The 14,579-nt window shown below is 51.8% G+C and carries 17 protein-coding genes; 13 read left to right on the forward strand and 4 right to left on the reverse strand.

Features of this window, described 5'->3' with window-relative positions; all coding sequences use genetic code 11:
• Window positions 1-4: 4 nt before the first annotated feature.
• The 5 genes from BMX45_RS02475 to BMX45_RS02495 all read left to right on the forward strand — a co-directional run bounded on the left by BMX45_RS02475 (window position 5) and on the right by BMX45_RS02495 (window position 3,005).
• The gene (locus tag BMX45_RS02475; RefSeq protein ID WP_090908335.1) at window positions 5-832 is read left to right on the forward strand and encodes a GNAT family N-acetyltransferase; all 828 of its coding nucleotides are present in this window, start codon (window positions 5-7) and stop codon (window positions 830-832) included.
• Window positions 833-850: 18 nt separating this feature from the next.
• The gene (locus BMX45_RS02480; protein ID WP_090908336.1) at window positions 851-1,450 is read left to right on the forward strand and encodes a DUF4269 domain-containing protein; all 600 of its coding nucleotides are present in this window, start codon (window positions 851-853) and stop codon (window positions 1,448-1,450) included.
• Entirely contained in the window at window positions 1,443-1,913 is a 471-nt protein-coding gene (locus BMX45_RS02485) for a DinB family protein (RefSeq protein WP_090908337.1), read from the forward strand. Before BMX45_RS02480 ends, BMX45_RS02485 begins: the two co-directional genes overlap by 8 nt.
• 55 nt (window positions 1,914-1,968) lie before the next feature.
• Window positions 1,969-2,583: a TVP38/TMEM64 family protein gene (locus BMX45_RS02490; RefSeq protein ID WP_175495023.1), complete on the forward strand. Its 615-nt coding sequence runs from the start codon at window positions 1,969-1,971 to the stop codon at window positions 2,581-2,583.
• A gap of 104 nt (window positions 2,584-2,687) precedes the next feature.
• The gene (locus BMX45_RS02495) at window positions 2,688-3,005 is read left to right on the forward strand and encodes a hypothetical protein (protein ID WP_090908339.1); all 318 of its coding nucleotides are present in this window, start codon (window positions 2,688-2,690) and stop codon (window positions 3,003-3,005) included.
• Between the two features lie 104 nt (window positions 3,006-3,109).
• Here the strand turns inward: BMX45_RS02495 and BMX45_RS02500 are convergent, their stop codons facing one another.
• Genes BMX45_RS02500 through BMX45_RS02510 form a run of 3 tightly spaced genes read right to left on the reverse strand, consistent with a single transcriptional unit; the run spans window position 3,110 to window position 6,604 of the window.
• On the reverse strand, window positions 3,110-5,158 hold the full coding sequence (locus BMX45_RS02500; protein WP_090908340.1) for a CotH kinase family protein: 2,049 nt from the start codon (window positions 5,156-5,158) through the stop codon (window positions 3,110-3,112).
• Window positions 5,159-5,176: 18 nt separating this feature from the next.
• Window positions 5,177-5,887: a DUF4956 domain-containing protein gene (locus BMX45_RS02505; RefSeq protein WP_015736180.1), complete on the reverse strand. Its 711-nt coding sequence runs from the start codon at window positions 5,885-5,887 to the stop codon at window positions 5,177-5,179.
• Window positions 5,888-5,890: 3 nt separating this feature from the next.
• Window positions 5,891-6,604 (reverse strand): polyphosphate polymerase domain-containing protein, encoded by a 714-nt coding sequence (locus tag BMX45_RS02510; RefSeq protein WP_090908341.1) that lies wholly within the window; start codon window positions 6,602-6,604, stop codon window positions 5,891-5,893.
• Between the two features lie 266 nt (window positions 6,605-6,870).
• On the opposite strand from BMX45_RS02510, the gene BMX45_RS02515 reads away from it, so the two are divergent.
• The 4 genes from BMX45_RS02515 (at window position 6,871) to BMX45_RS02530 (ending at window position 10,654) form a co-directional block, all read left to right on the forward strand.
• Window positions 6,871-8,214 (forward strand): sensor histidine kinase, encoded by a 1,344-nt coding sequence (locus tag BMX45_RS02515; protein WP_254777922.1) that lies wholly within the window; start codon window positions 6,871-6,873, stop codon window positions 8,212-8,214.
• Window positions 8,211-8,849 (forward strand): response regulator transcription factor, encoded by a 639-nt coding sequence (locus BMX45_RS02520; protein ID WP_090908343.1) that lies wholly within the window; start codon window positions 8,211-8,213, stop codon window positions 8,847-8,849. The genes BMX45_RS02515 and BMX45_RS02520 overlap by 4 nt, the downstream gene beginning before the upstream one ends.
• Before the next feature lie 184 nt (window positions 8,850-9,033).
• Window positions 9,034-9,993 carry a DoxX-like family protein gene (locus BMX45_RS02525; protein WP_090908344.1) on the forward strand — a complete coding sequence of 320 codons (960 nt, stop codon included), beginning with the start codon at window positions 9,034-9,036 and terminating at the stop codon, window positions 9,991-9,993.
• Window positions 9,977-10,654, forward strand: a complete 678-nt coding sequence (locus tag BMX45_RS02530) for a DUF4166 domain-containing protein (RefSeq protein ID WP_090908345.1) — start codon at window positions 9,977-9,979, stop codon at window positions 10,652-10,654. The genes BMX45_RS02525 and BMX45_RS02530 overlap by 17 nt, the downstream gene beginning before the upstream one ends.
• Here the strand turns inward: BMX45_RS02530 and BMX45_RS02535 are convergent.
• Window positions 10,644-11,936, reverse strand: coding sequence for an MFS transporter (locus BMX45_RS02535; protein WP_090908346.1), 1,293 nt, complete (start codon window positions 11,934-11,936; stop codon window positions 10,644-10,646). The genes BMX45_RS02530 and BMX45_RS02535 overlap by 11 nt on opposite strands.
• Window positions 11,937-12,093: 157 nt before the next feature.
• On the opposite strand from BMX45_RS02535, the gene BMX45_RS02540 reads away from it, so the two are divergent.
• From BMX45_RS02540 to BMX45_RS31200, 4 genes are all read left to right on the forward strand, one after another.
• Window positions 12,094-12,849 (forward strand): DUF2087 domain-containing protein, encoded by a 756-nt coding sequence (locus tag BMX45_RS02540; RefSeq protein ID WP_090908347.1) that lies wholly within the window; start codon window positions 12,094-12,096, stop codon window positions 12,847-12,849.
• 28 nt (window positions 12,850-12,877) lie between these two features.
• Complete coding sequence (locus BMX45_RS02545; protein ID WP_090908348.1) at window positions 12,878-13,231, forward strand: GIY-YIG nuclease family protein; 354 nt, start codon at window positions 12,878-12,880, stop codon at window positions 13,229-13,231.
• A gap of 150 nt (window positions 13,232-13,381) precedes the next feature.
• Window positions 13,382-14,230, forward strand: a complete 849-nt coding sequence (locus tag BMX45_RS02550; RefSeq protein WP_090908349.1) for a DegV family protein — start codon at window positions 13,382-13,384, stop codon at window positions 14,228-14,230.
• 128 nt (window positions 14,231-14,358) lie between these two features.
• A complete protein-coding gene (locus BMX45_RS31200) occupies window positions 14,359-14,514 on the forward strand; it encodes a hypothetical protein (RefSeq protein ID WP_009593107.1) in 156 nt (51 codons plus the stop codon).
• Window positions 14,515-14,579: the final 65 nt, after the last annotated feature.

A 14,579-nucleotide genomic window follows, 5' to 3' on the forward strand; every position in this document is an offset into this window, starting at 1 on the left:
AACCATGCTGCATCTTCCATCCGAGGAGCTAATCCATCGCATTCAGCGTTCAGAAACGGAGTATATGTATGATCGAATGCAAGCCATCGAAGGCCGGACCGGAAATCCCGAAGGGATTGAGATGGTTCGTTTCGGCCAAGCGCTGTGCTTATACAGCAAAACGATGCCTTGGCTTTCTTTTAACACGGTCAAAGGACTCCGCTCAGAGAATCTGAAGGATCTGGACGCAATCATCGACTTCTATCATTCGCGGGACCGCAAATTCCAGTTCGAGATCGTGCCCGGCATGGTGAATCAGGCATTGCTCTCGGCGCTTGCCGATCGCGGATTCTTCCAATCCGCCTTTCATAATTCCATGTATATGAACCCGCAAGAACTGGTGGACATGCCGGATCACGGAATTGTGATCAAAACAATAGACAAAGATGAATTTGAAGATTATGCTAAAGTTCATTGCCTGGGAACAGGACTGCCGGTGCAAGGGATCCCATCCGTAGCATTGAACAATCGCGTATTGCATGCAAGACCGGGCTGGAGGTTCTATATAGCTTATGTGGATGGCCAGCCGGCTGCGGCCGGTGTCCTGCATATGAACCATTCCACGGCTTCGCTTACATTTGCCGCTACGCTGCCGGAATACCGTCGACGGGGGCTGCATCAGGAGCTGCTTCGCAGAAGAATACGGGACGCGAAGGGGGAGGGGTGCAATCTGGTTGTCGGTCAATGTGCCTTCTTATCCCAGAGCCATCGCGACATGGAAACCGTCGGCATGAAGCTGGGCTATGTTCGGACGACCTGGACCGAGCGTCAACCTGAAAGTTCAGCGGAGTAGGGCAGGTGAGAAACAGCGATGCAAGAAGAATTGGATTTTTTAAACCTGGAGTATTTACGTCAAGGCGCAGCCAAGCAGCGGCAGGCAGCTTCGGTTATAGATGAACTGGAACTATGGGAGCATTTGAAATCGAGCAGCCCTATACTGGTGGGCACGATCCCGATCGGGATTGACATCGCTTCAAGCGATCTCGATATCATATGTCATGTGACGGAGTTTGACCGGTTCGAGCGAGAACTCAGGGCGTCATACGACCGACTTGTTTCGGATTTCACCTACTCTTTCCGACGTGTGGGGAACGTAGAGCGAGCGGTAGCGCGATTTCGGTACAAAGGTTGGGAATTCGAGATTTTTGCCCAGCCGGTGCCTTCCATGAAGCAGAATGGTTACCGTCATATGGTAGTGGAATACAAGCTGTTGAAGCGGCTCGGCGAAGCTGCAAGAGAAACCATCATTGAGCTGAAGAGGGCGGGTAATAAGACGGAACCTGCCTTTGCGAAGCTGCTGCATTTACAGGGCGATCCTTATGAGGAGCTGCTGGAGATGTATCGCTGGCCGGAGGATCGACTGGACGCTTATATCAAATCATATATGGACAAGGAGAATGTATATGAATGACAAACAGCAGCTGTTAAACGAGTATTCGGAATGGATCGGCAAGGTGAAGGAGTTCGGTGACCTGGAAGAGGGCTATTGGAATTCTCCGATTGCGGATGGGAAATGGACCGTGCGCGATGTGGTATGCCATATCATGCGATGGGATGAGTATTTTTTTAATGAGGCGATCGCCAAAATCTCAACGGGTGATGCATTGACCGTCCGGCATCTGGATTATGACGCCTTCAATGAGGAGGCAAAGCAGTATGCCAAAACGTTATCGACGAAAGCGCTGGTGGACCGGACAATAACCGCAAGGGAACAGCTGATTCGGGCCATTGAAGCGTTGCCGGAAACGAAGTATGAGGAGCGGTACGCGGACGCAGACGGACATCCCTTTGAAGTGGCGCAATTTATGCGGGATTTCATCTGGCACGATAATCACCATCTGGCTCAGCTGCATCAGGTGCTGCAAGTCGGTTAGTACAAGCAATACTTAGCGGAAATGGGTGAAGTCATTGAATGGCTACTTGGACATCATGTCTTATTTTACACAAAGCAATCTGGAATGGTTTCTTGACCAGTTTCGAGCCTTAGGCCCTCTGCCGGGCATACTGCTGACATTCTTGAAATCCTTTATTCCTCCGATGCCCACGATCGTGATCGTTGGCGTTAATGCAGCGGTGTACGGGCTGTGGGCGGGATTTCTTTACTCCTGGATCGGAATGGTGGCGGGATGCTTGACGACGTTTCTCCTCGTGCGGAAAATATCCGGTACTCCCCTGATCGAACGCTGGGCGAAAAAACCGAAGGTTCTGCGCGGCATGCGCTGGATTCAGCGAAACGGCTTCAGTTATGTTTTTCTGCTGGGCATACTTCCCGTCGGGCCTTTTGTCGCTGTCAACGTGGCCGCCGGTCTGGCGAGAATGAACGTCATGTCCTATCTTATGGCCGTAACCTTGGGCAAGGGCATTATGGTGTTTTGCGTTTCATACATCGGGGCTAATCTCTCGGATTTTATGGCGGAGCCCTTCAAATTGCTCGGTGTCCTAGCCTTTATCTTGCTGTCCCTATGGGGCAGTCGGAAGCTGGATTCATACTTTGTAAGAAAACAATCGTTTCACGATCAAGAAGCTGAGCTCAACTCCAATTGAGTTCCAGTTCCTGATCGTTCTACGAGAATGGATGCGGAGTCCTTGTATTTGCTGTATAATGGTAAAATATCCAGTATCGGCATGAATGAAAGGGGGAAGCATTTATGACCAAGTTGGCCTCATCCATTCTGGAAATCATTCGAATGATGATCATGATGATGATCGTGACAGCGGTTCTGGGCAGCATAGAGCATCAGATCCTGAAGTCCTGGATTTCTTGGGAAGAGTCATATTTCCTGTTCCTGTTTGCGGGAAATGTATGTTGGTTCCTGGTCCTCTATCGCAATCGCCTGCAATTCAGCGGCTGGTATCGTTCGGCGGAGACGCAGCGCAAACTGTCCAGAAATGCGACGAGAACCATCGTAGCGTTCGGCGCGCTCCTCATCGCGGCACCGGTTATTTTAACGTGGATCACCGCTTAATAATTGCATGATTATGTAACGGATATCGGCTAATAAACGATTGGCGTATATAAAAGGGACAGTTCCAAAGGTTGATGCCTTCGGAACTGTCCCTTGCTTGCTGATTACAATCTTTTTCGTTTATATAGAGTCACAAAAAGACATGAGAGCAGCACCAGTACGAGGGAAACTCCTGCGTACAAGGCTTCCTGGGTGCTGCCTTGCTTCTGGGCTGCTTCGTTCGACCAGTCGCCAGGCCGGCCCATTCCGCGTCCTCCCTGCATTTGACCGCCAAACTCGCCGCCGAAGCCGTTCCCCATCTGGCCTTGAGGGAAATCCGGCATCTGCCCTTGACCATTCTGAGTCGGCGCTTGCGGCATGGTCGGTTGATTGCCGCCTGTAGAGGGCTGGTTCGGAGCTTGCGTTGGATCTGTAGGATTTTCCTCTGCGTTACTTTCCTCTGCATTACTTGTTGGATTAACGGCAGAAGCAGCATCCATCGCTGTTCTTGCGTCGGAACTGTTTGTGCCTGGTCCAACCGCCGATATAATCGACGAGACAGATTCATCCACGTCAGGAGCGTCGCCAGAGCCTTCTCCAATGCCACTGGAAGTAACATCCGCGTTGCCGGAAGGAGCAGAAGTAGCACCGTCGTTGTTGGCGGGCGTGTTTTCGCCAGGGATGCCTCCGCCCGGGGCGTCGTTAGGGACAACGATTCCAGTCCCGTCAGTCCCGCTGCCGGCTGTTCCATCCGGTGTCTTGCTTGTCCCGGTGCCGGTAGAGCTCTCTGGGGCGGCATCATTGGAATGCGTATTGCCGCCAGGTACCATCCCGTCACCACCAGGTCGCACGCCGGCGCCGTCAGGCCTCATACCGCCTCCGCCACCAGGCACCATCCCGCCGCCGCTGCCGCTTCCGTCGCCAGACGAAGGGATCGTCCCATCCAGCTGCTGCTGGATATTATCCATAGACTCTTCCGCGAATGAGGTCAATATCGGGAGCGATTGCTCGTACTCCTCATAGGAGTAGAACGGTCTGGGGTCTTGCTTGACGTGCTCGGATATCAATTCCTGCAATTGCGCTACCCGTTCCTCGAAATGGTCCTGCTGCATGTATCCCTCCAGCATCTCCGAGAGGATGGCATGGTAACGTTCCTTATATTCGCCAACCTCGAGCAGCTTGGCAATCAAGGGACGTTCCGACAAAGCACCCTGAGTGGGCTCGTCAATCAGGATGCCGGAGCCCCCCAACCCTCCGAACACCATGTTATAATCCCAGGGCAGGACGGAGAAAATGCCGTTGTTCTCATACAGGTAGTAGTTCTGTTTGTTCATCCCCAAGTAACTGTCCATATTGGAGGCAACGACGTTCAAGGCAACGTACTTGAGCACGTTATCGACATCCAGCACCTTCTCGTAATCGGTGCCGTTATTCAGCTCGTCGAGCATGTCGATCAACACATCGTCATTGGAGGACTTGGATTTCATGACAAGCCCGGTGTACGAATCGGGGTCGCTGCCGAGCCAAGCCAGATCGCTGCCCGAGCCTGTCATCTGGGCTTTGTATAATGCGCCGTACGAATGATCGAAATGACGCTGCAGATAAGAATCGCCAATCTGTTCGATTGCGAGGTAGAAGCCCCATAATTCATCGTTAACGTATACATTGACGTAAGAGAAGCCGGGTGTCGGCAGACCGACGGATTCCGCCAGCTCGTAGGTCAGGAATTCCCGCATATACGAGGCGTCGCTGTAGTTGTTGTTCAGATTGATTTTGCTGATCCCGTTCAAGGTTTGATTGAGATATTCGTCAAAGGAAATCTTGAAGCTGTAGCGGTCGGAATCGGAATTGACCACGCTGCGCAGGCTTAAATTGCCTTTGGTGCGAACGCCGACATGATCAAATTGCATGCCGTTGTAATTGACAGACGCTTCTTTGTATTCTTCAGCGCTGGCGTTGTCCAGCATATCCTGGAAATCCGCTTCGTCGATCGTGATTTTAACGTCAATGACCTTGTCCTTCGGAAAAACCGCGGAATCGATTTGCTCCTGCAGGCCATCGTTCTCAGAACTTGCAGCCGTCCCGGCAACCTGGGTTGTCCATTGGCAGGCTGTGAGCAGAAGGATTATGGCCAGCGCAAGGGACAGCAGGACTGTCGTTCTTTTCTTCATCATTTCTGACCACCGCCTGACTTAGGATACATAATCGCCGCTGTAACTGATCAGAACCGCATGTTGAACGCCCTGCAGCTGGGACAGCTTGTTCACGAATTGGCCTTCGGCATCGCGCAGCCGTACTTCCAGCGTCAGCTCGATGCTGCCTGGCGTCACGGTTTTTTGCTTCAGGTTGTAACGCTTCACAGCCTGACCGACTTGTCCTTGAACGGCTTGCTCGGCCTGCTCGTTATCGCAATGGACGACCAGCAGGTAAGGGGTATCGACCGTCGCTTTCTTAATGAAGAAGAACAGGATAAGACCTACAACGACGGAGCCGATGGCAGCCAGCGTGTAGAATCCGGCTCCGGTTACGATCCCGGCAACCGCGGCCCAGAACAGGAAGATCAGATCGGTTGGGTCCTTAATGGGCGTGCGGAAACGGACGATGGAGAGCGCGCCGACCATACCGAGCGAGAGCACGAGATTCGAATTGATGGCAATGATGACAACGGCCGTGATCATCGTCATCCCAATCAGTGACACGTTAAAGCTCTTGGAATACAGAACGCCGCTGAAGACCCTTTTATAGAGCAGATAAATAAACAGCCCGATAACAAAGGCAACGGCGAGCGTGATCAAAATTTTGGCGATGCTGATGTCGGATACGAAATTTTCCATGACGGATTTTTTGACGATATCCGAAAAATTGGTGGTGTTCGTATTGCTTGAAGTCGATGTGGTGTTCATGAACTATTGATCCTCCCATGTGTTATATTTCAGAAATTTACGGCACATTACATATTTGGATGCCGATTGTCGGTTGAGGCCTTCCAACTGCAGCGCGATTTTGATGTAATCCGGAATGTACTCGTCGTATTTGACCTCGAGTATGATCAGATTCTCATCGATCGCCCGGATCGGCAGCAGGTTTCGATTGAACAGTTCCATGGAGTGCAGGCCGGTTCTCAGCTCCTTGTCAAACGTAATCCGCACATTTCCGTTAGCGCAGACGTAAGGCTCGCGGACATAATCGACAATGACCTTGGGCCGCAGCAGCTTATGCTTCATCTCGTGGTACAGCTCCATCATCAAAGGCTTATCCGGTTGATAGAGACAGTCGTATCGTCCGGCCAAAATCTGATCGGTCATCTCCCTTGTGAGCGGCTCCTTCAGCTTGGCGATGTAATCCCGGAATTTGATTTTCTTCTCAAAATGGATCGTGTCGTCGGCTACGTTATAAATACGGATGCGGTATTTCACCCGATCCCGGACGCCCGCCAGCTTCTCGTATAGGGCTTTATTATTGATATCATCGAAGTACAAGCTTCGAATGTGATATTCCCCGGCGGGTCCGGCATGTTGATCGTAGGTCACCAGATTCTTCAATCGTTGGCAGATGATCCGATATTGGTGAAGATTCACGAAGAACTTCAGCTCGTTCCGGTATTTTAATGGGGTTGTCATGTTTCCACCTCGTTTCTCTCTGTCTTTCGAATGCTTGTTTGCTTACGAGATCTATCCTACCAATCGTTCCTGATATCTTTCTTAAGCGCGGCTGAATGTAAACTGAATGTTTTCGCAATGTAAAATGACGGTATTGAAGAAGGAAACCATTTCATGTATCAGTGGTCTTTATTTCCTGGGCATGGGCAAGGAGGGAGGTCCCCCTGCTGGCGCAATTATGGTAGGATGAAACTATATTCGGGAAGAGAATGGAACGATGCGATTTGATGTATTATGTGTTCGCGCTTTGGACTGCAGCGGCCGTGCTGCTGTTCAATCAGCCTCGAAGCGAGGTAAACCGCTGGGCGGCTTTTTTTCTGTGGAGTGCAGGGATCGGAGGGTTGACGGACTGGCTAGCGCCTACCGGTTTTATTTCGGCCGCGTACGGGCCGTGGATTCAATTCCTCAACCATACCCTGACACCTTACGGCGTGTTGATATTTTGCATGGTGTATACCGGAAGGCCCCGGCACCATAGGAGAAAACGCGATCTCAAAATAGGCCTGCTGCTGCCTGTGTTCGCGATGCTGGTCCAGGTGCTCCTTACGAAAGATTACCAGATTCATTACGGATGGCTGTTCGTATGGACCGGCCCGTATTATGTTGCTGCATGCGCTCTGCTCATTGGAGCCTTATCCTCTGAGAAGAACCCGCAGAAACGCAAAAGCATGTGGATTACCACCTGGATTATGGTGCCAACCTTGCTTGGTGTGATGCTGTTGATAAATGTAGGGAATGTCATCTGGCCCGGTTACGATTCATTCCGGTACGTGTCCCTGTTTATTCTGTATTCGATGGGCGTTGCCGTCATCTGCACCTTTGTGTACGGCGTACTGGGCGTTCGCCTGAAATTCGAGCGCGATCCGCTGGATCGCACGATGCAAGCGGTCAGCTCGGGTACAACGATGCTGAATCATACCATCAAGAACGAGGTCGGGAAAATCGCCATGAGCACCGATAACGTGAAGCGGCTGCTGTCGCCGGATAACGAAACGGCCCTGGAGCAGCTTGATGTCATCGCTAACGCTTCCAAGCATTTGTTAGCGATGACAGGGCGCATGCAGCAGCAGATGAAGGCGTTTAAGCTGGTGGAACAGCCTGTCCGCGCGGATCAGCTGCTTGCTGAACTGCAGCTTCGCGAACAGGAACGGCTGCGCAGTCAAGGCATCGAGTTAAAGGTGCTGTGCACACAGCGTCCCTGGCTGCTTGCGGATGCCGTCCACTTGAAGGAAGCGATCAGCAATCTCATAAGCAATAGCGTCGAGGCGATGCCTGATGGAGGAGTGATCGCGTTGACGGTAACGGCAGACCGCAAGGGTGCCGCGATTTCCGTCAAGGATAACGGCATGGGCATTCCGGAAGAGCAGCAGCCGCTTGTGTTTGAACCGTTCTACAGCACCAAGGGCCACAGGAAGTCAAACTTCGGACTTGGCCTTACCTATGCGTACAACGTGATGAATAAAAGCGGCGGCTCCGTGGGATTGGAGAGCCGCGAAGCGGTCGGTACCGAGATCACGTTGTATTTTCCCCGCAGCAAAATCATTCGTTTATCCGGGAGGGAAGAGCCTTGAATCGAATACACGTCTTTCTGGTGGAGGATGATCCGGATTGGATTAAATCGATGACCGTTTTTCTGAATGCGCAGGAGGATATGATCGTGGTCGGCGCGGCCGAGTCCCCCGAACAAGCGATTGCGATGGCGCAAGTCCTGTCCTTCGATATCGTGCTTATGGATATTCAGCTGACGGCGGGCCGACTCGACGGCATCTACGCGGCTGCAGAAATCCTTGAACGAAAGCCCGAGGCCAAGGTGATCATGCTGACCTCGCTGGATGACGAGTTGGTGATCACGCAATCCTATACGGCCGGAGCCGTCAATTACATTGAGAAATCGAATTTCGAGGAATTGCCGGCCGCAATCCGAAGCGCCGTACGTCAACCGGGATCAATGGAGGTGCTGCTCAAGGAATTTGCCCGCCTCAAGCGGGAAGAACAGCTGCGGAGCTTGACGCCGGCGGAACGTGAAGTGTTTGATCTGTTGGATGAGGGTTACACCCATTCCCAAATGGAGAAGAAGCTGTTCAAAACCGAGAGCACGCTCAAGAATCAGATCAATAAAATTCTGAAAAAGCTCGGGGTGAGGAGCAGCAGGGAGGCCGTGGAGAAGGTCCGCCGAAAAGGGATCGTGAGAGAGAACGACAACTAGCTTCAGGACGGAAGACGGATCATATGGAAGAAATGGAAGAGGTACTACGAAACGTAGTACCTCTTCTTCGTTTGTTCTATAAAAGTGAGGTCTAACGGGGAAACCCCCGCAGCGGTAAAATGACTTGTAAATAGAGGGGCCCGGCTGTCATCGAGAAGGGTTATCCATTAGGAGCTGAGTGCGCATGAAGAGAAATCCGATCTATGTTGAACTCGACATCAAGACGGATATGGAAACATTGTGGTCATTGACACAGAGACCCGAGCAACATCAACGATGGGATTTGCGTTTTTCCGAGATTCATGATTTGCCGCGGGCTGATTCGGACGTCCAGCGGTTTTTATATAAAACCCGCATCGGATTCGGACTGGAAGTTACGGGAACGGGTGCTACGAAAACGGCCGTGCACCCGAAGACCGGGAACCGGATCTCGGTGCTGCGATTCCGCTCGGATCAGCGGATTTCCCTGGTTAAGGAGGGTAGCGGCTATTGGAAATACGCCGACAGCGGCAACGGCGTCGTCCGTTTCTCGACCCAATACGATTACAGGACGCGATTCGGCATGCCGGGGGCCTGGTTTGACCGGCTGCTGTTTCGGCCTTTATTCGGCGCAGCGACGGCTTGGAGCTTCGATGTGCTCCGATTATGGGCCGAGAAGGATATTCCGCCTTCGGTCACGATCCAAAAGGCAATCATCCACGCTTTAAGCGTGTTAATGCTGGTCGTTCTATGGTGCTATGAAGGACTGGTTCCGAAGCTTCTGTTCCCGGAAGCGGGAGAGCTTGATCTGCTGAGGCAGTCGGGTTTGGCAGCCGGTCGGGAAGGGGTGGTGCTGACCTTGCTCGGCATCGCCGAGATCGGCGTCGGTTTATTGACATTGCTCTTTCACAAGAACCGGTTGTGGTACAGGCTGATCATGATCTTGCTTGCGATCTTGATGCTTGGAGCATGGATGACGGATGCCGAGTTAATGAAAGCCCCGTTCAATCCTTTAACGCTTAGCGGGTCAATGATTGGGTTCTGCTTCATGGCTTCGCTGTCCGCATCGGACTTGCCAAGCGCTTACCGTCCGGTTCGAAGACAAAGACCGATCCGCAGGCATACATCCGGCAAAGGAGTGGAAGAACATGACCTCGATCTATGAACAGGCGCTGGGAAGCCAGTTTCACAAGCTTCATCCTAAAATCCAGGAGCGCTTCGGGTTTGACAGCAAGGATAACGTCGCTTCGATCGGCGAAGGCATCATGGAAGAAATCTGGTACGCTCCATGGGCGGCGCTGCCGCTGTATATAGGTACGATGCGGCATATCATGTTTCCTAACCGGGGGAAAGGGGTCCCGTTTCGAATTGAGAACTACGCTTATCGGGATGACCGGGGAAGAGAAACGGTGACGTGGTGCCGTAGTTTTGATTTTCCTGGCATTCAAAGACGATTTGATGCCACAATGATTTATAGCACGCAGCGCAGCCGCGTCGTGGATTATTTGGGAAACAAACAGCACTTGGCAGTCGATCTTCGGATCGATGCCTCGGAGCATGGCGGAATTCGCATTCGATCGGGGGAGCAGAGGTTTTATGAAGGGCGGCTGCAGTTTCGATTTCCCCGGTGGCTCACCGGAACGGCCGATGTATGCGAATGGTATGATGACGAATATCAGTTATATCGGATATCCGTTGAGGTGGTCAATCCGATATGGGGGCCTGTCTTCCGGTATAAGGGAAGCTTTCAGGCCCGGACCGTTCCTGCAAGCGAACGGGATGTCCCGCCCCATGTCAAACCGCTGCGGGTCGAGGCTAGAGAGTAGCGGAAGCATCCGGGGAAAGACCGTTGCCCTTGCGTTCGCGGAACATTCGGTAGTATAGGAACGAGGAAACAACGTACAGCGTTCCGGTAATGCAGAAGGTGATCGCGTATCCCCAGTAACTGCCATAAGTGGTGACCAATTTCGACTGCACGGGCCCCATGGTCGCCCAGCCGAGCATAAAGGCGGTTTGCGTGACCGAATTGGCGATGCCTCTCCGGTGATCCGGTACGCGATCAATCAGAATCGACGACTGTATCGGATTGGCCGCATTCATCAAGGCTTGACGGAACAGGAAGCCGACCGATGCGATGAGGAGGACATTCGTGAAGCCGGTTAACAACAGGAAGGGCAAGGATAGGACTTGAAAGAGAACCACGGCTTTAACGGCTCCTACCCGATTCACCAGCGTAGGGCCGATCAGCATGGATACGATCGTCATGACTTGTCCGAGCGATATCAGAATCCCAACCGCGGATAACGATACCGAGAAACGGTTGGTAAAATACAAATTCAAATAAGGAACGACCAGTCCGGACCCGAGGCCGATTAACAGCTGGGCAAGCGCAAACTGCCCGATGACTTTGAAATCTCCGATCCCGGAGGAGGTAGGTGCCCCTTCAGGCCGCACGGGTTGATCGGGGATGGGTGAATCCAGCGGCCGTGCCTGCGCGGAGTTCTTGTCGGTCGTGAACAAGAGCGGGATAAATGCCGCAAAGGTTGCCAAACCGCCGATGAACAGCGCTGTTTTCAAGCTGTCGACCTTGTTCAGGCCGAGTGCCTGCAGGGCATCCGCCAGGAAGCCGCCTCCCATGCTGCCTAACACTTGAGAAGCAAGCACAAGCGAGGCATGGATGCTAAAGATGCGCATGCGAGCCGATTTCGCCGTATTTTCCGCCAGGAACGGAATCGCCAGCACCTGAAAAAAGGATGCGAACAGTCCGGTGTATACCGCGAGACCAAGCAAGCTGAACTCACTCGCCAGAAAAGCTCGCGCAATCAGTCCGGCGCCGCTTAACAACGCGCCAAGGACCAGGATTCGCTTGCGGCTTCCGCGGTCGCCGATCAAGCCGATCGGGATAAACATCAATGCCGTGGCGAGGGATTGAATACTGACCACTGTTCCATTCATGGAGTCATTATAACCCAGGCCCTGTATGTACAAATTGTAGAGCACGCTGAACATGCCGGTACCGAACTGATACAGCACGTTAGCTAGAAAAAACAGCTTGATGTTGCGCGGCCAAGAACGCATTTCTTTTGCCGACTGTTGTATGAATCCCATGATGATACCCCCTAAATTTTACAGCAGCAACCTCTATTCTAGCAGGTTCCACGGGAGGGAGGAAGAAATATTATGTCGTCGTGGGGATTGTTTGACATGTTATAGACAAAAATATAAAATGTCTATGTAAATAACTTTTGGGGAAGTGGTGTGTGCGATGGACCTTAATGAACGCTTCTGGAATGCTTCCATAGATGAACTTAAACAAGGCTATATCGACGAAGGCCCCGTATGGGTATGTCTCTTGTGCGGCAAGGCGCTGGAGAAAGGGATCATCTACCCGGATCAGGATGTGTTGTACGAATCGGAACGATACATGACCGTCCATATCCGCCGGGAGCATGGCTCCGTGTTTCAGTATCTGTCCGGCCTCGATAAGAAGCTGACCGGACTGACCGAGCATCAGAACCGGCTGCTGCAGCTCTTCTATCAAGGCATGAACGACAAGGAAGTCCAGCAGGAGCTCGGCATCGGCAGCGCGTCGACGATACGCAATCACCGGTTTGCCTTGAAAGAGAAGGAGAGGCAGTCCAAGGTGCTGCTTACCTTGATGGAGCTGTTGAAGGAAAAGGACAGCCATGCTCCGGCGTTCGTGGAAATCCCCAAGCAGGCCAAAATGATCGATGAACGCTACAATGTTACGGAAGAAGAGAGGCAATCGATCCTGGCCAAGGCGTTCCCCGATGGAACCGATGGCCCGTTGAAGACTTTTAAGCTTAAAGAGAAGCAGAAGTACGTCGTGCTGCGCGAAATCGCCGCCCGTTTCAAACCCGATGTCTTGTATTCCGAGCAGGAAATCAACGATACGATCGGAAGAGACAACCCCGATTATGTGACCATTCGCCGATATTTGATCGAGTATGGTTTTTTGGACCGCAAGGATGATGGAAGCCAGTACTGGCTAACGACATAAATGAAAGCAAGAAGGAGGCGTTTAGGCCATGAATCGCAGACAGGAACTGAATCAGATGTACAAGGAGATCAAGATTGAAGCCGGCGTGTATCAAATCCGGAACACGAAGAACGGGAAAATATTCGTCGCCGGAACGAACAATCTGAAAACCATGAACGGCAAGCGCTTCGAGCTGCAGATGGGGACAAGCTACAACAAGCCGCTTCAGCAGGATTGGAAGGAGTTTGGAGAGGATGCGTTTGTTTTTGAGATCCTGGAGAAGATTGAGCCGAAGGAAGACCCGTTCTTCGATTTGAAGGGAGCGGTCAGCAAGCGGGAAGCCTATTGGATCGAACGGCTGGAACCTTTTGGGGAAAAAGGGTACAACGGAGACAGAAAATAAGGCTTTTGTGTGGCGAACCCAGGCGTAGGACGTGAAACCATCCCCCTTCCATTTGCAATGCGCCGCAAGGGTAAGATATGATGAAATGAGCGGCTTAAATCGCTTCCATTCCTACTTCTTACTACACGAAAGCGAGACGTGAACACGAACATGAGATCCATTGCATGGGTAACCGACAGCACGAGCACGATCGACCCTGAATTCGCCAAGAAGCATCATATTTACATTGTGCCCTTGAGGTTGATTCTGGGGCAAGAGGCCTATAGGGAAGGAATCGACATATCGGCAGAAGCCTTTTATGAACGGATGAAAGACGAGCCGAAAGTCAGCAGTTCCCAGCCTCCCATCGGAGAATTCATTGAGCTTTACGAAACCCTGAAAGTGAAGTATGACGATATTATTGCGATTCACTGTTCTTCGGAGCTCAGCGGAACTTTGAATTCTTCCCTGCAGGCGGCCGAGATTGCCGAGGTACCCGTGGTTGGCATCGACTCTCAAGCGGGGGCGTTTCCGGTGCGCGAAATGATTATGTCCGGCATTCACTGGCACAGCCAGGGGGATACCGTACAGGTGATTAAGGATAAAATTCAGTCCATGGTGCACAACATGTCGTTCTATCTCATACCGGCAAGCCTGCATCGACTTCATATCAGCGGCCGGGTGTCCGGTACGCAGCTGCTGCTGAGCAATTTGCTCCGCATACATCTGCTGCTCCGTTTTGACGAAGGCAAAGTCATTGTGGAGGAGAAGATCCGGACGTTCAAGAAAGCCAAACAGAAAATGATCGATATCATGAAAACAGACATACAGAAAATTAAGAAGGTGTGCATCATGCACGCGAACAACGTGGAAGAGGCCGAAGAGATCCAGAAGGAAATCAGCGGGGCTCATCCGTCGCTTAAGACCGAAATCATGACCTTTATCCCTGTTGCAGGCATCCATGCAGGCGAAGGCACCATTGCCATGTCATGGATTAAACACCATCCTGCCTATTCTTAGTTATACTTCAGCCCCAGCCTGCAGATACTATTTGCAGGTTTTTTGCTTTGCTTATCGATTCTATTCTGCCCTCCATGGTTTTATTATGTAATAGTAGGGATGAACCCAAGGAAAGGAATGAGGCAGTCATGAAGGTTATTATCACGCAAGCCGAGGCGATGCAAAAGAATATATGGGACGATATCATGCTGATGTTCGGAAGAACGGACGAGGATGAAGTATGGGAGACGGAGCAGTTTATATTGACGGAGGAGCAGGCCCGTCAGCTCGGACTGCTTAAATAGAAGAGAAGGGCCGCCATCGCTGCGGCTCTTTTCTTCTTGTTTTGCAACGGGGGGCTTTCGTTGTG

It is taken from the genome of Paenibacillus sp. cl141a (assembly GCF_900109305.1).
Taxonomy (GTDB): domain Bacteria; phylum Bacillota; class Bacilli; order Paenibacillales; family Paenibacillaceae; genus Paenibacillus_AQ; species Paenibacillus_AQ lautus_A.